Here is a 22,617-nt window from a genome sequence, read left to right on the forward strand (position 1 = left end):
TTATGGGTTTTTTCGATTTTATGACTGAAGATATTGCGATTGATTTAGGAACCGCAAATACATTGATAATTCACAACGGAAAAGTGGTTATTGATAGTCCTTCTATCGTTGCTAGAAATAGAATTTCTGGAAAAATCATTGCAATTGGTAAAGAAGCCAACCTTATGCAAGGAAAAACCCATGAAAACATCAAAACAATACGTCCTTTAAAAGACGGAGTTATTGCAGATTTTGAAGCATCAGAGCAGATGATTAAAGAGTTTGTAAAGCAAATCCCATCCATCAAAAAAAGAGTATTTCCACCAGCATTAAGAATGGTTATTTGTATTCCTTCAGGAATTACAGAAGTAGAAAAACGAGCTGTTCGTGATTCTGCAAAACACATGAATGCCAAAGAAATTTACTTAATTTATGAGCCAATGGCAGCTGCAATTGGTGTTGGTATCGACATTATGGAACCAAAAGGAAACATGATTATTGATATTGGAGGTGGTACCACAGAAATTGCTGTAATTGCTTTAAGTGGTATTGTTTGTGATCAATCTGTAAAAGTTGCAGGAGATTTGTTTACAAATGATATTATGTATTATATGCGTACTCAACATAATTTACATGTTGGTGAAACAACTGCAGAAAAAATTAAAATCAAAATTGGTGCAGCAACAGAAGATCTAGAAACTCCACCAGAAGATATGTTAGTTCAAGGTAGAGATTTGTTAAGTGGAAAACCAAAACAAGTGCAAGTTTCTTACAGAGAAATTGCAAAAGCATTAGACAAATCTATTTTAAGAATTGAAGATGCAGTAATGGAAACTCTTTCTAAAACACCACCAGAACTAGCAGCAGACATTTACAATACAGGTATTTACTTGGCAGGAGGAGGCTCTATGTTAAGAGGATTAGACAAACGTTTATCTAGAAAAACAGATTTGCCAGTTTATGTTGCAGAAGACCCTTTAAGAGCTGTAGTTCGTGGAACTGGTATTGCTTTAAAAGAATTAAAAAAATACAAAAATGTATTAATGAATTAGCAGCCTTTAAACTCTAACAATGCAGCAGATTATCTATTTTTTTCAGAAGTTTAAATATTTTCTGTTTTTTTTATTTTTAGAGTTTATTGCACTAACACTAATCTTTAACAACCTTAATTTTCATAAAAGTAAATTTATTAATTCTGCAAATGCAATTACAGGTGGGTTTTATACAAAACTTGCAAACACTTCAGAATATCTTCATCTAAAAGAAGACAACCAACATTTATCCGAAGAAAATAAACACCTGAAAAATTTATTAGAACAACACAAAATTGTTAGTTCTAAAGATTCTATTGCAATAGATTCTACCCTTTTTTTTCAAAAAAGTGTTTATAGTCAAGCTAAAATTATCAATAACAATTATTCTAAACCTTTTAATTTTTTAACAATTAATAAAGGTAAAAACCAAGGAGTTGACAAGGAAATGGCCATTGTTAATCATAAAGGAATTATTGGTATTACAGAAAGCACCTCAAATAATTACACAAGAGTACAATCTATCTTAAATTTAAACAGTGAAATTAACGCAAGACTGAAAGGAAAAACTTCTTATTACGGAACTCTAAAATGGGATAGCAAAGATTATAACATTGTTCAATTACATGACATTCCTAGACAAGCTCCTTTAAAAATTGGAGACACTATTGAAACAGGAGGAAAATCTACCATTTTTCCTGAAGGAATTCCTATAGGTTCAATTTTAAAGATTAACCAAGGTAACACTGCTGAAAACAAAGTAGACATTCAACTTTTTAACGACATGAGTAATTTAAGGTATGTTTATGTTGTTAAAAATTTAGATAAAATAGAAATAAAATCTTTAGAAAACGGTACTAATGAATAAAAGAATAAATCAAATTTTATTATTTTTTTTCTTGTTTTTATTACAAGTACTATTACTAAACAATATTAATTTTCTAGGAAATATAAACCCCTATTTATACATTGCTTTTATCTTCTTATTTCCATTGAATGAAAATAGATTTACATTTCTATTTATAAGTTTCCTTCTTGGTCTTTTTATTGATTTTTTCTCAGATTCTGGAGGCATCCATGCTTTTTCAACCTTATTTATAGCTTATTTTAGGCTTTCGTTTGTAAGAATTTATTTTAGAAAAAACCCTGCAGATTATCCTTTTTTTAACTTACACCAAGAATCTTTTGGTAAAGTATTTATATATGTATCAACTTTAACAGTAATTCATCATCTTATTTACTTTTCTTTTGCTAATTTTAGTTTTCATAATATATCAATGGTTTTGATTAACACATTAAATACAAGTGTTTTTACATTAATCTTATATTTTTTAGCAACCTCTGTTTTCACTAAAAGCGAATAATGCAAAAAGGTTTTTTACTTTATTTATTAATTACATTAGTTGGTCTTGTATTTATAGGAAGACTTTTTCAACTTCAGATATTAAGAAGTGATAGTTACGATCCTATACACAACTCTGCTGTAAAAATTAAATATGATTACCCAGAAAGAGGTTATGTTTATGACAGAAATGGAAAACTTTTGGTTGCCAACCAGCTTTCTTATGATGTTATGGTGCAACCAAACCAAGTAAAACCTTTAGATACTTTAGAGTTTTGCAGTCTTTTAAAAATTAACAAGAAAGACTTTTTAAGAAGATATAAAAAGGCTGAAAATTATGCTTCTTACCTACCCTCTGTTTTTTTAAAGCAATTAGCAAAAGGAGATTATGCTTTTCTTCAAGAAAAACTGCACAAATACAATGGTTTTTTTATTCAAAAAAGAATTATTAGAGAATATCCAATTAATGCAGCTGCCAATGTTTTGGGCTATATTGGTGAGGTTAATGATGCTTTAGCCAAAAAAAACAACTACTACCAACCTGGAGAATTAATTGGTAAAGATGGTATTGAAAGACAGTATGAAGAATATCTTAGAGGTAAAAAGGGTAAAAAATATCTACAAAGAAACAATCTTAATAAAGTTACAGGGTCTTATTTAAATGGTAAGCTAGATACTTTACCAAAAAATGGTATGGACTTAACATTAACTTTAGATATAGAACTACAACGCTATGCACAGAAACTAATGTCTGGAAAAAGAGGTGGTATTGTAGCTATTGAACCCTTAACAGGTGAAATACTTGCATTGGTAACTGCACCAACTTATGATCCAAATATGTTAGTTGGTAGAAAACGATCTAAAAACTCTACCCTACTTTTTAATGATAAAATAAGCAAACCATCTTATGATAGAGGTTTGTTAGCTGTATATCCTCCAGGATCTCCTTTTAAAATGATGAATGCCCTAATTGGACTTCAAGAGAATGTTATTAACGAACAAACGTCCTTTAAATGTTACCATGGCTTTAAATATGGTAAAAGAAAAAACGAATTTATGGGATGTCACTGTGGAATTGTAGGAAGACCTATTAAATTAAAAACAGCAATTGCAAGATCTTGCAATAGTTATTTTTCTAATACTTATAAGAGAATTGTAGAAAAAAACAACAATCCATCAGAAGGGTTAGATAATTGGCAAAAACATGTTTTTAGTTTTGGATTAGGTAATTATTTAGGGTATGATTTACCAGCAGGGCAAAAAGGCTTAATCCCTAATGGAAAATATTATGATAGTAGATATAGATATTCTTGGAATGGCTCTACCAATATATCAAATGCAATTGGACAAGGAGAAGTTTTAACAACACCTATTCAATTAGCAAACTTTACTGCTGCAATAGCAAACAAAGGTTATTTTTTTACACCACATGTTTTAAAAGAAGTTGATAAAAAACCAATTGAGAACCCTAAATACACCATTGCAAAAAAAACAACGATTGATGAAAAACATTTTCTGCCTGTTATTGAAGCAATGCATGAAGTTTTTAAAACAGGAACAGGAAGATGGAGTCAAGTAAAAGGGATTGAAATCTGTGGAAAAACAGGTACTTCAGAAAACTTTGTAAGAATTGATGGTAAAAAAATACAACTGCCAGATCACTCTATTTTAGTTGCATTTGCACCTAAAGAAAACCCTAAAATTGCATTAGCTATTTTTGTAGAAAATGGTGGCTATGGATCAACAATTGCTGCACCAATTACAAGTTTAATCATTGAAAAATATTTGACAGGAAAAATATCGAAAGCAAATAAATATAGAGAACAGAAAATGTTAGACTTAAGTTTAGAAAGTATTTACGACAAGTTATATCAAAAACCCAAAGAAATTGCGTCAAGAACGAAATAATATTTTTGAAAATATCGATTGGATTTTAGTTTTTTTATTCTTTGCCTTAGTAGGCTTTGGATGGATGAATATCTATGCAGCCTCTAAAACTGAAGAAAATCATCAAATATTAGACTTTTCTACAAAATACGGAAAACAAATTCTTTGGATTATTTTAAGCATTCCTATCATTATTATTATTCTATTTTTTAACTCTAAATTTTACGAACAATTTTCGAGTGTTTTTTATATGATATCAATATTTGCACTAATTCTACTCTTTCCTCTTGGTAAAGAAATAAACGGTGCTAAATCTTGGTTTAGTTTTGGCCCAATGAGCTTACAACCTTCTGAATTTGTAAAAGCTTTTACGGCATTAGCAGTTGCAAAATTATTAAGTGATAGGCAATATAATTTAGGGTTAGTTAAAAACCAAATTAAAGCATTTATCATTGTTTTTACACCTGCTTTTTTAATTACACTTCAGCCAGATGCTGGTTCTGCTCTAATTTACGTTGCTTTCTTTTTTGTTTTAAATAGAGAAGGACTTACGTTAAACTATATTATTTTTGGATCAATATTTATTATCTTATTTATTTTAACCATATTATTTAATTATATATCTGTATTACTTGTCTTACTCATCTTAATCAGTATCGTTATCTTTTATACTGTTTATAAAGATGGAAAAAGACTGCTTCGTTTTAATTGGCATAAAATTTTAGCAATATACATTGTAAGTACTTTATTTATATTTGGCTCTAACTATACTTATAACAACGTTTTTAAACAGCATCATAGAGATCGTTTTGAAATTCTTTTAGGCTTAAAAACAGATAAAAAAAATATTGGCTATAATTCTTATCAATCAGAACTAACAATAAGTTCTGGCGGATTTAAGGGAAAAGGATATTTAAAAGGGAATATTACCAAAGGAGATTTTGTGCCTGAACAACATACAGATTATATTTTTAGTACTGTAGGTGAAGAATGGGGGTTTTTAGGAAGCAGTTTAGTAATTATAACATTTATGTTGATGTTATATCGCATTATTTACCTCGCTGAATCACACTCAAACAAGTTTGGGCGAATTTATGGCTATGGTGTAGCTTCGATACTCTTTTTTCATGTTATTGTAAATATAGGGATGGTTATAGGCTTACTACCTACTGTTGGTATACCACTCCCCTTTTTTAGTTATGGAGGCTCTTCTTTATGGGGTTTTACCATTTTACTATTTATTTTTATAAGATTAGATGCCCATAAAAATTACGATTGGTAAAATTAAATTCTTCTAAAAAACACATAAAAAAAGCCTTTACATTTCTGTAAAGGCTTGCAATTACTTGTGGTCCCACTTGGGCTCGAACCAAGGACCCTCTGATTATGAGTCAGCTATTTTTAGTATTCATATAGCTTCATTAATTTTCTTTTCAATTGATTTTCAATGTTTTAAATAATATAACTTTTCTTTTAGTTATATTTAATTTACTTTTACCCCATCAATTGTTGTACTAATGTTGTACTGTTACTTTAAGAATTATGCCTACTATAAAAATTGTATTACGAAAAACAAAGTTAACCAATAAAGAATACCCTATTTATTTAAGGGTTACACACTTCAGGAAATCTAAATTTTTTAGAACACATTTTAATTCATCCTTAAAAGAATGGAATGGAAAAACTGGAGAGTTTAATTCAAAAAACGACAATACAATTCAAAACAACAGAGTACTGACTAAATATAAATCTCGGGTTTTAAAAATTATAAACAATTTTGAATTAGAAGAGAAGGATTTTAGTTTTAGTGCCTTTGAAAAAGAGCTTCTAATTATCACGAACCCTTTACATAATAATTTTTTTAGCTTTTTTAGTATTATAACTAGTGAAATGCTGGATAGCGACAGAACTGGCAGCGCAAGGGTTAATAATGATACTTATAGATCATTGAAGTTATTTAATAAAAATTCGGTTGAATTAAATTTTGAAGATTTAAATGTAGATTTTCTTTATAGATATGAAGTTTTCTTAAGAAAAAGAGGTGGCACAGGTGGTGGCATTGGTGTTAAAATGAGAGCTATTAGAGCGGTTTATAATCAAGCTATTAAAAGAAACCTTACTAAGGAGAGTAATTACCCTTTTAAAGTGTACAAAGTTTCTAAACTTAAAGGTACGGGTATAAAAAGCGCATTAGATCTTGAGGATATAAATAAAATTAAAGACCTAGATTTGTCTGAATACCCAGAATTAATAAACTCAAGGAATTATTTTATATTTAGCTTCTTTACAAGAGGAATGAATTTTATAGACATGCTCCTACTTTCGGATACTAATATTTCAAAAGATAGAGTGAAGTATAAAAGATCTAAAACAGGTGTTAATTTTTCTATAAAGAAACTAGAGCCTATTCAACAAATTTTAGATTATTACAAAACAAATAAGCTTACTAATACAAAATATATTTTTCCAATACTGCTTAAAGACAATCTTACATCTAAACAAATTGAAAATAGAAAGGATAAAGTATTGACTACTTTTAATAAAGACTTAAAAGAAATAGCTAGACTTTGTGGCATAAAAGAAAACGTTACCAGCTATGTGGCTAGACATAGTTTCGCTAATTGTATGAGAACTAATGGGAGTTCTACCGAAGTGATTAGTGAGAGTTTAGGGCATCAAGAATTAAGTACCACTAAGGCGTATTTAAAAGAATTAGGTACTAGTGAATTAGATGATGCTTGTGATTTATTACTTAATTAAACATCGTTTTTCGCAAGGTTTTAAATAAGGCGATATGTATAATTTACATTTGACTCATTTTCGATTTCAGTTTCAAATTCTATTTCTTTTGAATCACTTTCCCAATTCAAAACATTATCATAATTTTCTAAATTATGCTCTCCTTTTGTGAAATTTAATAAAGAAACACCTTCCTTAAGCAACAATAGATACTTAATAAAAGAACTCTTACCTGAATTATTAGGTCTTGTTAAAATGGTAAAAGGTCTTAACTGAAAAGTTGTTTTATCCTTAAAAACTCGGAAGTTTTTTAATATTCATTAAGTCTTATTTTAGTAATGCTTTTTCGAAAAAATTATAATCATCTTTGTTTTTTATTTCAATAATGCTTTTTGTCTTAATCGTGGTTAGTTTGTTTATTTCACACATCTTTGCTACTCCTTCTATCCCGCTATTTATTAGCAATCTATTTCCAGAGAACAATTCTTCTTCTTCAAATTTCACATTTCCCATAAAATTAACAACTCCTAACAACCTCTCTAGCTCAGAAAATGTTTTAATGGTATATTTTGAGCCTCCAGAGCTACTGCTTTGAATTAATATAACACCTTTGGACACACCTGCTTGTATTCTACTTGCCTTGCTTCCTGAAAATTGATCTTCACGCTTATTTGGAGGGTTTTCAGAAATTAGCAACCCATTATTATTTAATACTTTATCAGCTAGTTCTATCGTTATTTTCGAAGACGTTTTATGGTAATTTAATCCGCCAGATATGACGCCTGTTATGTTTGGAAAAACGGATTCATTATTTAAAATAGCATTTTTATCTATGCCGTCTACTAAGCCATTACATATTGACCAATTCTTAGAAAAATAATTGCCAATTTTAGAAGCAATGGCATTTCCTAATTCATCTGATTTTCTAGACCCAATTAGAGCTATGCATTTTTCTAAATTAGCAACATTACCTTTTAAGTAAAGAATTGAAGGTGGATTTTTAATCTCTTTTAATAATGATGGGTAATCATCACAAATAATAGAAGTCATTATAATGTTGTTCTCAATACATTCTTCAATTATTTTCTGTGCTAACGGTAAGTTTTCATTTATGACATCAATTGTAACTTTTCCTCCAAGCATGTTACCTAATAAGTCAAGATCATCTATATATGTTTCAATCTCATTTATACGCCTTTTTACAAATGCGCTTCCAACACCTTTAATCAAGGAAAGTGCTAGAATATGTAGTATTCTATTGTTCATTGTAAATATTTATTAAATAACCACAGCCATTACCTTTATATTTTGGTGGTGTACACGAATAAAACTTGTTGCCATTATTACGGTTTATTTTTATCTTCATGTCCTTATTACACCTTGGGCATAATTTATTTGATAGTGGTAAAATTAAATAAAATAGCGCTATGAATAGAATGTTTTTAGCTCCTCTTTTTCTCAATTGAGTAGCAATCTCATAAGCTGTTGCTGAGGAAGTGAATTGGTCATCTATAACGATAATACTTTTTTCGCTTAAATCATATATTTTATTAGTTGAAAGATATTTAGAAATAAACGTTCTACGCGATGCGTAATCAGGTTGATTTCTTAAACTACCTACTACATTGTTATCCCATTCAAAAAGTTTAACTTTTGAAATATTGCTTTCAACCAAATCAAATATCTGCTTCATTTTATTTGAAGGAATTGTTGTTCTTTTATCTGACACATAAGATAAATAATCCCAATTGACTTTTTTTGAAGATTCAACTTTTTTTAAATAATTAGAAACAGATAGTGATAATTTTTCAAGAAAATCAATAGATCTATTTGGGTGACCAATTTGAAAATATTTATCCGCTCTTGCATACTTATCACATACCCCATCTTCTTGCCTGGCTAAACAACGGAATGCTGTAAAACCATTTACGTGTTTCTGAAATGTAAACTTTACTGCATTTGCTGTTTCTTTGCCTTGAAAAACGGCTTCTAAAGCTAATAAGTTTTTTAAAGGGTTAGAAATTATACTAGACAGTTCTTTAAAATTTTTAGCATAATATGTAGGGCCTTCTTTGATAGGTCTTCTATCATCCCCAATATCATCTCGCACCTCTTTTACATAGCTTTTATAAAATTTAGTAAGTACCGTCTTTATATTTAACAATCTACCTAAAGCTATATCTAACCAACTATCTCCAACAATTATGAAATTATCTTTTTCTTTATATGCTATTTTGAGGTCAGGTATAGATTCAATAAAGTCTCTTGTTCTTCTGTCATTAGGCTTATCAGCTAAGCTTAAAAAAGGTAAATTGAAAATTTGTTCTGAAATAGGTTTCACATACCTTGGGTGACTATCAGAAACAATAAATAATCTATTGCCAATTAAAATTTGATTTTTTATAAAATCAAGAGCATCTGGAAATACATATTTTCTTATTAATGAAATATCAGTTTCATCAACACCATCCTTCATTTTTTTAAAATAAGGATGGGTAGTATTTGTTAGAGTACCATCTAAATCTAAAAATATAATCATAGCTAATTGTATTTTTTTGAGCCTATATAAGTATATTACTTTACTAGAACTACTTGTCTAAACCCCGAACCTCACGATTATAAATTTCTTGAAATAACAAATTCTTAAACATGCTGTTCGCTTTGTCATCGGTCATTTTATTATAGAAATCTAACTTGGTGTTTATGAAGTTTAAAAATTCATCATCCACTTCCTCTTCAAATTTGTCTTTGATATCATTTTTTGAATTTTGCTTATTGAAATAAGACATTAATTCTTGATTGTCATATAAATTTTTCTTGACACGGTTAAAATCTATTTTATCCTCTCCCGTAAGTTCTAAACCAAAGGTGTCATTCAAAACTTTTATAATATTAGATAAATAATCTACATCTTCATCTACACTTCCTCCAGCTCCTTCAGGTGCCATTCCGTAATCTTCACCATCTTCTTTTACTAATGATAAATCTTTTTCAAACTTAAACTGAATCTTATAACTATCTAACTCAACATCATTTACAACATCTAAAGGCAAACTACTTTGTACATAAGGCAATTTTTTAAGTAATGCTGTTAAGAAAACATATTTCTTTTCTAATTCTACGTCTGTAAACGTAATAATCTGACTTAAAAAACGGTAAATTTTTATAAACGACTTTGCTGCCGCTTTAAAACCTAATTGGTCTTCCTCTTCTAATTCATCTGCAAAACGATTTGAAATTGAACCTAAAATTGGTTGAATTAACTCAAAATTATCGCCTTGTCTAAAAAATATTTCGGCAAAAGCATTTACTTCTGTTTCGTAAAAAACCTTGTAATCTTCTACTGTGTTTAAAACATCATACAAACTATTAGGATCTGTTTCATTTTCTTCTTCCATATAGTTTTTACCATAGAAATGCTGAAAGTCTTTTTGCACCAATTCTGGGTCGTTTACAAAGTCTAAAACCATGGTTGCGTCTTTCCCTTTTCTGTTTCTATTTAAACGAGAAAGTGTTTGTACTGTGTTTGCGCCACCTAATTTTTTATCTACAAACATGGTTTGTAACAAAGGTTCATCAAAACCTGTTTGAAATTTATTGGCAACAATTAAAATTCTGAATTTTGGTAATTTTAAAGCTTCTGGAATACTGATTTTACCTTCCAGATTATTCATATTACTTTCTGTGTATTCGCCACCAGTTTCATCATCTTTTACAGTTCCAGAAAAAGCAACCAACGCATTGTAAGGCAAGTTTAATTCTTGCATAATTTCATCGAACTTACGTTTGAATCTTACTGCGTGTAATCTCGATTTTGTAACCAACATTGCTCTTGCTTGTCCTTGAATTTCATTTTGCGTTTTACTTACAAAATGCTCTAAAATAATTCGTGCTTTTTTATCGATTGCGTGGTCTTGTAAATCTACATAATTAGCTAAAACACGTACCGTTTTTTTCTTTTCGTATTCTTTATCGTCAATTTCTGAATGTTTTATCAATTTATAATAACGTTTAAAAGACATATAGTTTTTTAACACATCTTTTATAAAGCCTTCTTTAATGGCTTCTTCCATGGTATAATCATCAAAAGCGGATAATTGACCATTTATTTTTGTACCAAACAACTCTAACGTTTTTGGTTTTGGAGTTGCCGTAAACGCAAATTGAGAAATATTTTCTTGTTTTCCTTTTTTAGCAATTTCTTCAGCAATAATTTCATCTGCTGTTTTTATATGCGCTTCTGCTTCTGCAGATTGCTCTAAACTTAATGCTTTACGCATATGTCTTGATGTTTCTCCAGATTGAGAACTATGTGCTTCATCTATTAAAACAGCATAATTTCTATCAGAAAAGCTACCTACAACGTCTGAAATTACAGGAAACTTTTGAATTGTGGTAATAATAATTCTCTTCTTATCATTAATGGCATCTTTTAAATCTTGCGAAGTTGTTCTTTCATCTAAATACGCAACAACACCTGGTGTATTGTCTAACTGACGGATATTATCTTGAATCTGTTTGTTTAAAACCCGCCTATCTGTAACCACAATTACAGAATCGAATAATGCTTTACTGTCTGTATACTTTTGATAAAAATTTGCCAATTGATATGCCAACCAAGTAATGGTATTCGATTTACCTGAACCTGCAGAATGTTGTACCAAATAATTTTTCCCTGTTCCGTCTTCTTTTAAGGCTTCTAAAATTCTGTTTACCGCTCTTCTTTGATGAAAACGAGGAAACAATAATTTTGTAGATTTCTTTTCTTCTAACTTTTTTGTAGATGGATTATAAACCTTCTCTTTATCAACTTGTACACTTATAAAGTTTTGCACCAAGCTTAATAAAGAGTCTTTTCTTAAAACATCTTCCCATAGATAAGAAACTGCAAAACCATTAGGGTTTTCATTAACCAAGCCTTTATTAAATGGTAAAAAGAAAGTAGATTTTCCCTTTAATTGCGTAGTCATAAAAACCTTTTCTGTACCAACTGCAAAATGAACCAAACAACGTTTAAACTCTAAAAAAGGTTCTCCTTTCGGATCACGATCTTGCATATATTGCTTAATTGCATTGTGATGATTTTGTCTCGTTAACGCATTTTTAAGTTCTATTGTAACTACGGGAATCCCATTAATAAACAACACAATATCTATCTCGTTTTTGTTACGATTAGAATATTGAAACTGACGCACTAAACTTAAACGGTTTTTTGCATACGCTTCTTCGTGTTCTGGTGTTTTGTTATGCGCAGGTTTAAAATACGCCAACGTTAATTTTTGTCCTCTATCTTTTACACCATTTCTTAAAACGTCTAACGTTTTATTTTTAGTGATGTTTTTAGCAATGGTTTCTACAATTTTAACATCTACTAAAGCACCATATTGTTTTTCTAATGCTTGGTATTGCTTTGGTTGTGTGTCTTTTATAAAGGCAATAATTTCTGATGGAATTACACACAAATCTTTATCATACAAAGCAGATGAAACACTTGTATATTCTTTAACGCTATTAGTTAAATAATTTTCTATATGTTCTTCGAAATGAATTTCTTTAGTTCCTGATGCCATAACTTTTTCTTTTTCTTAATCGTAAAATTAAAGTTCTCTTTTAGTTAATGAAATAATCTGATTTAAGTCAGCAAGTGCTTTCTCTTTTTCACGATTTTTATTTTTCAATTTTGTAATTAACTTTTCTATTTGTTCTCTTTCTTTCTTTATTATTTCCCAAGCTTTGGTTTGTGCTTTTAGCAGTAACGCTGCTAATTCTTGATTAGATAAATTACTAATGCTGTTTAAATCATCTACAAAATTCCCAAATTTATCCATATAATAAGATGTGTGTGCAATATCTCTTTTATAGATAATATGCCCTTGATAGATAAAATTTAATCTTGAACAATTTATTTTTTTCTTTCTTTTATATACTACAGTATATTTTACGCTGACACCATTAGACAAATAAATTGGCTTTGTTAAATGAACAATATTTTTAGGGGCATTATATCCCTTAATTTTTTGTATAAACTCGAAATTTTCATTTTTTACGATCCAATAATTTGAAGTTGCCATTGTTTTCTACTTTTTTGGTGCTTGCCAATCTCTTACATCTATTTTACCTGTTACTGCTTCACTAATGATAGCTTGACGATATGCTTTTAGTTTTTTGATTTGATTTTTTAATAACGACACAGATTTGATAATTATACCACCTTTATTTTCTATGAAAAATAAGATTTTTGCTTGTTCCTTTAAATTTGGAAGAAGAAGTTTGAATTTTTTAAATTCAGTTAAACCAATTCTCAATCTTGTAGTACCTGTACTTTTTAATTCTGCTTGAAAATTCAAATATTTAGAGTTTATAGCGTATTCTAAAAATTTTACATAACATTTAGTTTCATCAACTTCAAATCTTATTCCATCTGATGCCATAATAAACCTCTCATCAAAATTTGGAACTATACAAGCTCTTGCAACTGGATCAGCCATTTTAGCTATAATTAAATCACCTGGAAAAACATTACAACTGAACAATTCATCAGCTTTTTTTTCAGTAGTAAAAATTTTATATTTATTTTTAAACTCACCAACGCCTATATTTTGTAATTGAATTATTCTAACTCCTTTTTCTGTATACTCTTCCTGCTTTAAGTCAGAACCAAATGGACCTCCAGTGATTGAATATCTATTGCTTTTAGCCACTTTAGAAATACTGATAAAACTCCAATGTTCAGGGATTTCTCCTAACCATTCAATACCAGAATTTTTCATTTTGGCATTTTTATTTAAACCTTTGGTTACTGCTTCATTAATAATGGCTTTTCTTTGGGCTTGTAACTTTTTTATAAGTTGCTCTTTTTTATCAATTAACCCATCTATAATAGTAGTTTTGTGGTCTAAATAATTCGCTATTTGGGTTTGTTCTTTGGAATTCTCGGGTATACACAATGGAAAATTTAAAAACATTGGTAACCTTAAAGAATCTACAGTAGATTTAGCTGATAATTTTAAAACCTCGTGAATAAAGTTTTCTTTCAAAAAGTAATATAGAAATTTACCATTTACAGACTTAAAATTATAGAGCATATAAACTCTTTGATGAAAATCAAACTTTTCATTTACGTAATGCCATATTTTACAAATATCTCCATCTCCAGCAGTTAATATTGCTTCACCATCATAAGAAAAAGAATTAATTTTCTTTATGTCTTTAGACCTAACATAAAATGGAAACTCACCGTCTACAACTTGATTAATTGTGTCTTTATCACCTGTTGTAATGTCGCACAAATACCTTAATCTAATATTCAACCAATTATCAGGGATTTCTTTCATCCATTCTATTCCACTCTCTTTATATACTTCGTATTTCTTCATTATACCAACAAATCATTTAAAAGTGTTGCAATATCTTTTTCTAATTGTATAATATCTGCTTTAATTTCAGATGCAGGTTGTAAACCTTTGTATTCGTAAAAATATTTGGTAAAATTAATTTCGTAACCAATACGTGTTTTGTCATAATCTATCCAAGCATCTGGCACGTGTGGTAACACTTCTTTGGTAAAATAACTTTCTAGATCTTCTGTTAACGGTACATTTTCTTTGTCTCTTTTTTTAGAGTCTGGTTTTGGGTTTCCTTTACTTAATACCTTTTTACCCTCTTTGTACAAAGGTTGTTCTATGGTTAATTGGTAAAAGCCAAAATCGTCGTTATTATAAATCTTACAATAATCGTTTTCTTCGAATTTGGTGTAAATATCTGTTAATTCATTTATGTGTTCTTGGGTTAACTCGTTTCGTTTGTTTCCTAAACTTTTTTTATTAGAACGTGCAAAAATATGCTCGGTTTCTTCTTTTCCTTTGGCATTTGTACCTGTTACTTTGCTTGCATTTGCATTTATCAACTGTACTTTTCCTTTACGTTCTTTGGTTTTTTTATTGGTTAAAAACCAGATATAGGTGTTAATACCTGTGTTGTAAAACAAATCTTTTGGTAAGGCAACAATACACTCTAACCAATCGTTTTCTATAATCCATTTTCTAATATTGCTTTCGCCACTTCCTGCATCACCAGTAAACAAAGGAGAACCATTGGTTACCACACCAATACGAGAACCATTTTTCTCGTCCATTTTAGAAATCATATGTTGTAAAAACAATAATTGTCCGTCACTTGTTCTTGGTGTTCCTGCATAAAAACGTCCTGCAGGGTTTAATGCTTCGTTTTCTATATAATTTTTATCTTTTTTCCAAGTAACTCCATAAGGCGGATTTGCCATCATATAATGGAATTTCTTGCCTTGAAATTGATCGTCTGTAAATGAGTTTCCGTGTTTTACATCTCTTGGGTTTTCACCAGATATTAAGGCTTCCGATTTTGCAATGGCACAAGATTGCTCGTTCAATTCTTGTCCGAACGTTAAAATAGTAGGTTTGTTTTGGTTGTCTTTACAAACCTCATCTAATACAAAATTCTTACCTAAATTTACCATTCCACCTGTACCACAAGCAGGGTCAAAAATAGTTCTAATGATTCCTGATTTAGATAATTCCTCTTTTTCTGGAGTAAAGATAATTGCATTCATTAGTGCAATTACATCTCTTGGCGTAAAATGCTCTCCTGCTGTTTCATTAGATTGCTCGTTAGAAACACGAATCAATTCTTCAAAAACATATCCCATAGAATGGTTATCAATCGTATCTTGATGTAAATCTATTTTGCAAATAGCATCTATCATTTCATACAACAAACGGTTTTTTACCAAACGTGCAATTACTTTATCGAACTGAAAGCTTTCTAAAATATCTCTTACTTCTGCATTAAAACCATTTAAGTAATTATTAAAGTTGATTTCTATGTATTGTGGTTCGTCTTTTAAAGAATGTAAGGTGTGTTTTGAGGTGTTGTAATACGTTAAACCTCCTGCAGCCTTCTTTAGGATTGGGTCTAATTTATCTTCACTTACTTTGTCTCTAAAATCGGTGTAAGATTTGCGTACTTTTTCGTTTACATTTTCGAGCATACAATCTAATCTTCTTATTACTACAAATGGTAATAACACATCTCCTATTTCATTTTTCTTGAAGGCGTCTCTTAATACATCGTCTGTAATTCTCCAGATAAAACCTACGTCTACTTTGTTATTATTGGTGCTCATTTATTGTTTTGTTATTGTTGCTATATGGTACAAATATATATTTTATGTATGCGGTGAAAGTGCATTGGTTAAAAATTCAAGAAATTTGATATTTTATCTCCTTGTATATAATCTGGATTGTTTTCATTTAAAAATGTAATGGTATGTTGAATATCCTCAATTAACTTATTTGCCAAATCATGGTTTTCTTTTTTAGCCAAGCTTGAATAAGAAATTTCTCTTCCATTCGTTATTTTTTGACCTCTATTATTCCAAAAACTAAACGTATCTCCTGAATAGATTCTACTATAGTTTGTTAAAACACCTCTATCATGCTCTCGTTTTGTAAAAATAAGCGTAAAAGTTGGTCGCTTACCTAATTGGCTTGACAATTTAGAAGTTATTTTTTTCTTGATTTCATCAAAAGTATAATTAGAACGACTTGGATCTGTTACTATGATAACATTTGCTTTCGTAAATGATTCTATACACAAGACGTCTAAATAATTTATTAAATTTACATCAACAGTATCTGTATCAGTATCCTTATTGCTTAAAATATAAGGATCTATAATTAGTATATCTGTTAAAGGCAATGAATATTCTTTTAAATCACTCCATGTTTTAAAATCGTTTCCATTAATTCTCCATTTTCTCTCAAAATCGTAATCATTTTGATTAATGAAAAGTTTATTAAGAATTTGTATTTCTTCACCTACTTTACCAACTAAAACACAACCTGCATTTTTAAATTTATCAGTATCATCATCTTCCAATAAATACACGGAAGTTAATTTGTTAGAACAAAAAGTATTAGAACTATTAGATTTTAAAGGTCTTGCTGGCTCTTTATAATCAAACTTTATTTCATTATGCTCTCCCATACCTTGACTTAAAGTAGTTATCCAATTTAATAACAAAGGACTTTCTTTTAAATCGTTTTTAGGAAAGTTAAAATAAACATTTAACTGCTTTTTTAATAATTTATTGCAATCATCAAACAACTCATGACTTTTCGATTTCACAAAAGATATTAAGTTAGATTTATCTATATAAATATCCATAATTATAAAATATCAAAAGCTAAATTAGAACTCACATCAAAGAAACCAGAACCAAATTCATTTGTAAACTTACCATCTTTTCTATAAATCATAGAATATGGTTTAGCATCTTTATCGAAATAATAAGCTTCGAATGGAATTTTAGTATTTTCCTCTTTTTCATTAATCTGCTTCACGATAATTTGAGACATCCTAATCATATATTCTGAATGAGTTTCAAGAATGAAATTGATACCAAATTTTAGATTAGCTTCTAAGAATAATTCTGCTAATAAGGATTGAAGTTTTGGATGTAAATTTGCCTCTGGTTCTTCGATAAGAATTATTGATAAATCTTCCTCGAACAATGCTCCTTTTTCATTTATTTTTTTATGGTTTTCTATGATACTTGAAGCTATTGCTAAAAGAATTGAAAATACTTGTCCTGCTCCAAAACCTTTGTCTGACAAATTAATCCAAGATTCACCTTCAAAAACTTCAATCTTTGATACTGTAGATTCGTAAGTTGTAATTCTATAATCATCACCAATATCGAAATAATTTTTAGACATCCATTTTTTCATAAACTCTAAAACAGTTAAATCTGAATGCAATTGTTTTTCAAAATGATTTTTAACCAAATAATTAATATCTACATCTTTAATTTCGTGTAAGAATAATTTATTTTGGTTACTTCTGTGAGGGCTTAAATGTGTAACATTAAAGGACAAAGCTAATAAAAGCTCATCTCCAAGTTTGTTAGCTTTATCTAGCTCTAGACTTTGGTCTGAATTTTTAAAGTTATTCTTTTTTCTATCTTGACCTAAATTATTCTCAACTAAATACTTTGGCAAAACAGTTCTTATAATTTTATCAATTCTTCTATTTGAAATATCAAAATCATCAACTGAAAAGGTTGGACTGTATGTTAAATGGTCTTTTTTCTGATGAACAATTTCATTCCTCTTTTTTTGAAGTATTTTCAATTTTTTTTCAGTATCCGCTATAGTTTGATTTAACTCGAATATTTTTTTTCTATTTTCACTTATTAGACTTTTGTATTTATTAATAAAGACATCACTGTTTTCTTTTTTAATGTTTTCTAAATGGAAATTTGACTTATCGATTAATTGAATTTCATCTGTATATTTTTCTATTTCTTTTTCGAGTTCTTTTAGTTCTTTCTTGTCAAAATTTATAAGATTTGAAGTAGTTTGTAATAAAGCTAGTGTTTTTAATTTATCTTTTTTATCCTCAATATTTTCCTTGTCATTTTGATTCAAAAGAAGTGCATCAACTTTGAGCTGATAGTTATTTAGACTAACTAAATCAATTTCTAAAGTAGCCTTATCTGTCCTTACCATTTTTAGCTTTTTCAATGTACCATTATAATAATGTACACCAGGCTGAAATAAAATAGATATTTCAAAACCATTATTCTGATATTCTAAATGAATGTCTTTATTAAATTCTCTGAAATTAACTCTATTAATCGCGTTCTTATAATTTTCTATTTTATGTTTATGGAAATTTTGACCATTGAAATTTAATTCAAAGTGATTATTAGATTTTACATAATCTTCTAAAACTAATAGAGATTTTATTACAGTAGATTTCCCTGAATTATTAGTTCCTGTAAAAAAAGTTATTGGAGCTAAATCTAAATCCCAGCTATCCTTTATTTTTCTAAAGTTTGATAATTTTATTCTTTCCATAATATTTTATGAGTATTTTTTGGTTAATACTCCAATTCTCTTTGCGATTTTATTTCTTAACTCCAAAGGTTCTAAAACTTCGAATCCTTCTCCTCTTTCTAAAATTTTAGATTCTAATTCGTAGTTTAAAACTACTTGTAAAGTAATGTCTAGATACCCTTTTTCTAAAGTTTTTAAATTTTCTTTATTTCCAGAAGACTGAGATTCGTGAATGGGCTTTGTTTGCACATAAGGCCATAAATCTTTACTTACTCTTATTTTTACTTTCTGTGGTTTTTGATTGTCTTTTACAGTTACACCAATTGCATCTTCAAAATATTCTTCAAAATTAATTCCTGAATTGATAAATTCAGTTTTCAATTCTTTTATACTTTCAATTCTATCAAGCGCTTTTTTAAAAACTATCCCTTCTGATACATTATATCCAAAAACAAACCAACGATTGTTATATTGTTTTAAATAATAAGGATGTAATTCATATTCTTCCTCAGTATTTTTCGTAAAACTTTTACTTATAATTTTTAAAGGTGTCTTATAAATAATTGCTCGGTATAAAACTGAAATATATTCTAAACCAGAAACATAAGGATTGTTTTCAAAACCAATTACAGGTTCATCTGAAGTTAACAAACCAAAACTTGACTCTAAACGAGTTGATAAATCATTTACCCATTCAAATTGCGGCATTCCTTTAAATCTATTTAAAGTCATTAAAGCTTCTTTTAATTGAGTTGCCTCAGATTCGTTTATTGGCTGATTGTTAATAGAGAAATTTAAATCGCTATATCTTCTATACACACTTCTACCCTCTTTAATTTCCTCAATTGGCGCATTGTAGCCTTTTGAATCTTTCATAAAAAGAATATCATCGTAAATCTGTCTTTTTTGAATTCCAGAATTTGAAGGATCATAATCGAATAATGCTTCATTACATTCTTCAATTAAGTCATTAATAAAGTACCTCTTCCCAGGGTTTCTAAAACATTTATCTAATGTTTGATATCTTAAAATAGCATTTTTGTTTGTAGACATTTCTTCTTTTTCAATAGATAATTATAGCGACTTTAAATATAGTTAAAACTACTTGTAAAGCAATTTAAAATAGCTATGAATTCGCTCTTATTTACTGATGCAAATCTAAAATTCATTAATGCAGCTATTCCGCACATATTTTAAGACAGAATGAATCTTGTTTATACCTAATATTTGATTTATATTCGTTTTAATGATTTATTAACGTGCAGATAGATTGCATTGTATGAAACAATATTTGCACTGTTCTTTGAAATATAACCGTAGTATAAAAAATTGATTACCTGTTTCGGCAGGTGTTCTGCTGTATTCGGCAGAAGGTTGCAGTTTACTGTAACTAAATGTTATTATTGTTATTGTATTGAAGTTAAGTCTTTTCTATAATAATATATTTTTATATTTTTTTTAAAGTATTATTTTTTTAATTATTTATAATTATTAATTTATTACAGTTCATAAAGAAAGAATTGATGCTACGGTTTTTATTTTTAAAAATAAATCAATTCCAAAAAAAAATGAAATTAGCTATTGACCAAGAAAAAACCATAAAACAACTTTTTGCTAAAATGAATAGCAAAGAGGACTTTCTTCACCTTTTAAATTTTTCTAAAAAGATTATTTATAAGGAAAAAACTATTCCATTTACCATAACACAATTAAATTTTTTCATCTCTAAAGACAGTAAGAAATTTAGTTCTGATAAGAAATATTATCACACTTTTGAAATCAAGAAAAAATCGGGAGCTCAAAGAACTATTCATGCTCCTTGTAAAGGTTTATTAGAGTTTCAAAAATCTTTAAATATAATACTTCATATACTTCATACACCTCACGAAGCTGCAACTGGTTTTATTCCTAATAAATCTATTGTCGACAATGCTAAAAAGCATGTAAATAAAAATTATGTTTATAATATTGATTTAAAAGACTTCTTTCCAAGTATTGATGCAGCAAGAGTTTGGGGAAGACTAACTGTAGCTCCTTTTAATTTAGGTACTTCTGATAACAGAAAACAGATTGCCAATATGATTAAAACATTATGTTGCCACACAATGAAAGTTGAAAGACTAGATATTGACACAAAAAACTGGTTTAAAAAAGAGGCTTCTGTTTTACCACAAGGCGCAGCAACATCACCAACGCTTACCAATGCTATTTGTGAAAGAATGGACATTAAACTGACAGGTCTTGCCAATCGTTTTAATTTGGATTATAGCAGATATGCAGACGATATTACTTTTAGCAGTAACCATAACACATACAAAATATCATCAGAGAAAGAAGAAGTAATTTTTGAAAAAGACACCACTTTTGATATTGAATTAAGACGTATTATAAAAGATCAAAATTTCCATATAAAAGAAACAAAAGTCAGATTACAGAAAAGAGGTTATAGACAGGAAGTTACTGGCTTGGTTGTAAATGACAAAATAAACATTAAACGAAGCTACATTAAAAGTCTAAGACATAATTTTTACTTATGGGAGAGGTTTGGTTACGACAAAGCTTATGGGTTATTCTTAAAGAGATACTTAAAAGAAAAAGGATATATTAAAAAAGGGAATCCTAATATGATGATGGTGCTTGAAGGAAAGCTGTTATATTTAAAAATGGTAAAAGGAGAAAGTGATTCTACTTACCTTAAACTTAAAGAAAGGTTTGATAAACTTACTTTAAAGGCTGGACAAAACGAAATTAAAACATCATTGGATAATAAATTAGGTTCTTCTTATGATTTAAATAAAAGTGGAAAAAACGATCAAATGTTTCAAGATACTATGAATGAAAATAAAGCAGAATACAATAGGAAAAATGATATTAATAAAATATTAGTTATTCTTTTTGAAAAAGGCTTGGATGAAGCTATGAAACTTTACGATAAATAATATGGCAAAACATAAAAAAGAAAGTTTAGAAAAACTTCTTAAATTGATTGAAGAAATTAGTAGTGATTCTGAAAATTTGTGGTTTAAGGAGGAGTTATCAAAGCGTTTTCAAAATGATTCTATAGTAAATAATGAAAGCACTTTAATTAAAAATATTCACGAATATTGTATCAAAGAAATAATAGCAGATCAAGCTAATAAATTTTATAAAGATTTTAAAATTAAGGAAATTAAAGAAACTTTAATTCATGATTTCATTAGAATGGAACAATTCCGAAGAGAAGATAATTTTGAAGATTTTAGTTTAGCTATGTTTCAACAAATTGAAAATATCGTAATTCACCTATATGAGAAACACCGTTTAAATAAGAAAGTTATTGCTTCTTCAAATGATTATCTTACCTCAATAATCAATTCAGGTTCTAAGGAATTTTATAGAAATTCTCGAGGCCCTAAAATAGGACGTTTTATAATGATGAAATTTAGAAATGAAAATCATTTTAATATTTTAAACGAAAATTGGTTTTTCAATCATAAATTTAGAGCCGTACTTTATTATTTTTATTTTAACGAATTAATTAAGTTTAATACCCAAAGTTTTGATGAAATATATAATCAAGGAAATAACTTATATTTAATACGAAATAGAAACCATAGAGGTTTAGCGCCCACGTATTATCAACAAAAAGTATATGACGAAATAATTCCATCTCATAATAAGTATTATTTCAATTTTTTAGGTTTTTTAGAAAGCTTTACTTCAAACATTAATGACAATTTATAATCATTGCGCAAACACTGCACACATCTATCTTTAATTTGTA

Annotated in this window: 18 protein-coding genes; 8 read left to right on the forward strand and 10 right to left on the reverse strand. The window is 28.7% G+C overall.

What is annotated here, in order from left to right:
- The first annotated feature begins 2 nt into the window (after positions 1 to 2).
- From Q0731_RS03775 to Q0731_RS03800, 6 genes are all read left to right on the forward strand, one after another.
- Positions 3 to 1,031, forward strand: coding sequence for a rod shape-determining protein (locus tag Q0731_RS03775; RefSeq protein ID WP_299060081.1), 1,029 nt, complete (start codon positions 3 to 5; stop codon positions 1,029 to 1,031).
- A gap of 19 nt (positions 1,032 to 1,050) precedes the next feature.
- Positions 1,051 to 1,878: a rod shape-determining protein MreC gene (gene mreC, locus Q0731_RS03780; RefSeq protein WP_299060083.1), complete on the forward strand. Its 828-nt coding sequence runs from the start codon at positions 1,051 to 1,053 to the stop codon at positions 1,876 to 1,878.
- Positions 1,871 to 2,374 (forward strand): rod shape-determining protein MreD, encoded by a 504-nt coding sequence (gene mreD / locus Q0731_RS03785; RefSeq protein ID WP_299060085.1) that lies wholly within the window; start codon positions 1,871 to 1,873, stop codon positions 2,372 to 2,374. Before mreC ends, mreD begins: the two co-directional genes overlap by 8 nt.
- On the forward strand, positions 2,374 to 4,260 hold the full coding sequence (gene mrdA, locus Q0731_RS03790) for a penicillin-binding protein 2 (protein WP_299060087.1): 1,887 nt from the start codon (positions 2,374 to 2,376) through the stop codon (positions 4,258 to 4,260). The genes mreD and mrdA overlap by 1 nt, the downstream gene beginning before the upstream one ends.
- Entirely contained in the window at positions 4,241 to 5,521 is a 1,281-nt protein-coding gene (gene rodA, locus Q0731_RS03795; RefSeq protein ID WP_299060089.1) for a rod shape-determining protein RodA, read from the forward strand. The genes mrdA and rodA overlap by 20 nt, the downstream gene beginning before the upstream one ends.
- 260 nt (positions 5,522 to 5,781) lie before the next feature.
- Complete coding sequence (locus tag Q0731_RS03800; protein WP_299060092.1) at positions 5,782 to 6,999, forward strand: site-specific integrase; 1,218 nt, start codon at positions 5,782 to 5,784, stop codon at positions 6,997 to 6,999.
- Between the two features lie 20 nt (positions 7,000 to 7,019).
- Here the strand turns inward: Q0731_RS03800 and Q0731_RS13195 are convergent, their stop codons facing one another.
- The 10 genes from Q0731_RS13195 to Q0731_RS03845 form a co-directional block, all read right to left on the reverse strand.
- Positions 7,020 to 7,295, reverse strand: coding sequence for an AAA family ATPase (locus Q0731_RS13195; protein ID WP_366915396.1), 276 nt, complete (start codon positions 7,293 to 7,295; stop codon positions 7,020 to 7,022).
- Between the two features lie 10 nt (positions 7,296 to 7,305).
- Entirely contained in the window at positions 7,306 to 8,244 is a 939-nt protein-coding gene (locus tag Q0731_RS03805) for a DNA-processing protein DprA (protein WP_299060094.1), read from the reverse strand.
- Positions 8,234 to 9,517, reverse strand: a complete 1,284-nt coding sequence (locus Q0731_RS03810; RefSeq protein ID WP_299060097.1) for a hypothetical protein — start codon at positions 9,515 to 9,517, stop codon at positions 8,234 to 8,236. Before Q0731_RS03810 ends, Q0731_RS03805 begins: the two co-directional genes overlap by 11 nt.
- Positions 9,518 to 9,566: 49 nt before the next feature.
- Positions 9,567 to 12,548 carry a type I restriction endonuclease gene (locus Q0731_RS03815; protein WP_299060100.1) on the reverse strand — a complete coding sequence of 994 codons (2,982 nt, stop codon included), beginning with the start codon at positions 12,546 to 12,548 and terminating at the stop codon, positions 9,567 to 9,569.
- Between the two features lie 27 nt (positions 12,549 to 12,575).
- Positions 12,576 to 13,049 (reverse strand): hypothetical protein, encoded by a 474-nt coding sequence (locus Q0731_RS03820; protein ID WP_299060103.1) that lies wholly within the window; start codon positions 13,047 to 13,049, stop codon positions 12,576 to 12,578.
- A gap of 6 nt (positions 13,050 to 13,055) precedes the next feature.
- Complete coding sequence (locus Q0731_RS03825) at positions 13,056 to 14,354, reverse strand: restriction endonuclease subunit S (RefSeq protein WP_299060106.1); 1,299 nt, start codon at positions 14,352 to 14,354, stop codon at positions 13,056 to 13,058.
- Positions 14,354 to 16,138 (reverse strand): class I SAM-dependent DNA methyltransferase, encoded by a 1,785-nt coding sequence (locus Q0731_RS03830; RefSeq protein ID WP_299060110.1) that lies wholly within the window; start codon positions 16,136 to 16,138, stop codon positions 14,354 to 14,356. Before Q0731_RS03830 ends, Q0731_RS03825 begins: the two co-directional genes overlap by 1 nt.
- 68 nt (positions 16,139 to 16,206) lie before the next feature.
- The gene (locus Q0731_RS03835; protein ID WP_299060113.1) at positions 16,207 to 17,181 is read right to left on the reverse strand and encodes a hypothetical protein; all 975 of its coding nucleotides are present in this window, start codon (positions 17,179 to 17,181) and stop codon (positions 16,207 to 16,209) included.
- A 2-nt stretch (positions 17,182 to 17,183) separates the two neighbouring features.
- Positions 17,184 to 18,875 (reverse strand): AAA family ATPase, encoded by a 1,692-nt coding sequence (locus tag Q0731_RS03840; RefSeq protein WP_299060116.1) that lies wholly within the window; start codon positions 18,873 to 18,875, stop codon positions 17,184 to 17,186.
- 6 nt (positions 18,876 to 18,881) lie between these two features.
- Positions 18,882 to 19,907 (reverse strand): WYL domain-containing protein, encoded by a 1,026-nt coding sequence (locus tag Q0731_RS03845; RefSeq protein ID WP_299060118.1) that lies wholly within the window; start codon positions 19,905 to 19,907, stop codon positions 18,882 to 18,884.
- Positions 19,908 to 20,422: 515 nt separating this feature from the next.
- Here Q0731_RS03845 and Q0731_RS03850 point away from each other — a divergent pair.
- Complete coding sequence (locus Q0731_RS03850) at positions 20,423 to 21,793, forward strand: reverse transcriptase domain-containing protein (RefSeq protein WP_299060120.1); 1,371 nt, start codon at positions 20,423 to 20,425, stop codon at positions 21,791 to 21,793.
- 1 nt (position 21,794) lies between these two features.
- Positions 21,795 to 22,577, forward strand: a complete 783-nt coding sequence (locus Q0731_RS03855; RefSeq protein WP_299060122.1) for a hypothetical protein — start codon at positions 21,795 to 21,797, stop codon at positions 22,575 to 22,577.
- The last annotated feature ends 40 nt before the right edge of the window (positions 22,578 to 22,617 follow it).

The sequence above is a fragment of the uncultured Polaribacter sp. genome, from assembly GCF_947497695.1.
In the GTDB taxonomy this organism is placed as follows: domain Bacteria; phylum Bacteroidota; class Bacteroidia; order Flavobacteriales; family Flavobacteriaceae; genus Polaribacter.

Excerpts from the sequence above, each read along its gene's own strand:
- Q0731_RS03775 (WP_299060081.1), top strand. The coding sequence starts at position 3 with ATGGGTTTTTTCGATTTTATGACTGAAGATATTGCGATTGATTTAGGA.
- mreC (WP_299060083.1), top strand. The coding sequence starts at position 1,051 with ATGCAGCAGATTATCTATTTTTTTCAGAAGTTTAAATATTTTCTGTTT.
- mreD (WP_299060085.1), top strand. The coding sequence starts at position 1,871 with ATGAATAAAAGAATAAATCAAATTTTATTATTTTTTTTCTTGTTTTTA.
- mrdA (WP_299060087.1), top strand. The coding sequence starts at position 2,374 with ATGCAAAAAGGTTTTTTACTTTATTTATTAATTACATTAGTTGGTCTT.
- Q0731_RS03800 (WP_299060092.1), top strand. The coding sequence starts at position 5,782 with ATGCCTACTATAAAAATTGTATTACGAAAAACAAAGTTAACCAATAAA.
- Q0731_RS03805 (WP_299060094.1), bottom strand. The coding sequence starts at position 8,244 with ATGAACAATAGAATACTACATATTCTAGCACTTTCCTTGATTAAAGGT.
- Q0731_RS03810 (WP_299060097.1), bottom strand. The coding sequence starts at position 9,517 with ATGATTATATTTTTAGATTTAGATGGTACTCTAACAAATACTACCCAT.
- Q0731_RS03815 (WP_299060100.1), bottom strand. The coding sequence starts at position 12,548 with ATGGCATCAGGAACTAAAGAAATTCATTTCGAAGAACATATAGAAAAT.
- Q0731_RS03820 (WP_299060103.1), bottom strand. The coding sequence starts at position 13,049 with ATGGCAACTTCAAATTATTGGATCGTAAAAAATGAAAATTTCGAGTTT.
- Q0731_RS03825 (WP_299060106.1), bottom strand. The coding sequence starts at position 14,354 with ATGAAGAAATACGAAGTATATAAAGAGAGTGGAATAGAATGGATGAAA.
- Q0731_RS03830 (WP_299060110.1), bottom strand. The coding sequence starts at position 16,138 with ATGAGCACCAATAATAACAAAGTAGACGTAGGTTTTATCTGGAGAATT.
- Q0731_RS03835 (WP_299060113.1), bottom strand. The coding sequence starts at position 17,181 with ATGGATATTTATATAGATAAATCTAACTTAATATCTTTTGTGAAATCG.
- Q0731_RS03840 (WP_299060116.1), bottom strand. The coding sequence starts at position 18,875 with ATGGAAAGAATAAAATTATCAAACTTTAGAAAAATAAAGGATAGCTGG.
- Q0731_RS03845 (WP_299060118.1), bottom strand. The coding sequence starts at position 19,907 with ATGTCTACAAACAAAAATGCTATTTTAAGATATCAAACATTAGATAAA.
- Q0731_RS03850 (WP_299060120.1), top strand. The coding sequence starts at position 20,423 with ATGAAATTAGCTATTGACCAAGAAAAAACCATAAAACAACTTTTTGCT.
- Q0731_RS03855 (WP_299060122.1), top strand. The coding sequence starts at position 21,795 with ATGGCAAAACATAAAAAAGAAAGTTTAGAAAAACTTCTTAAATTGATT.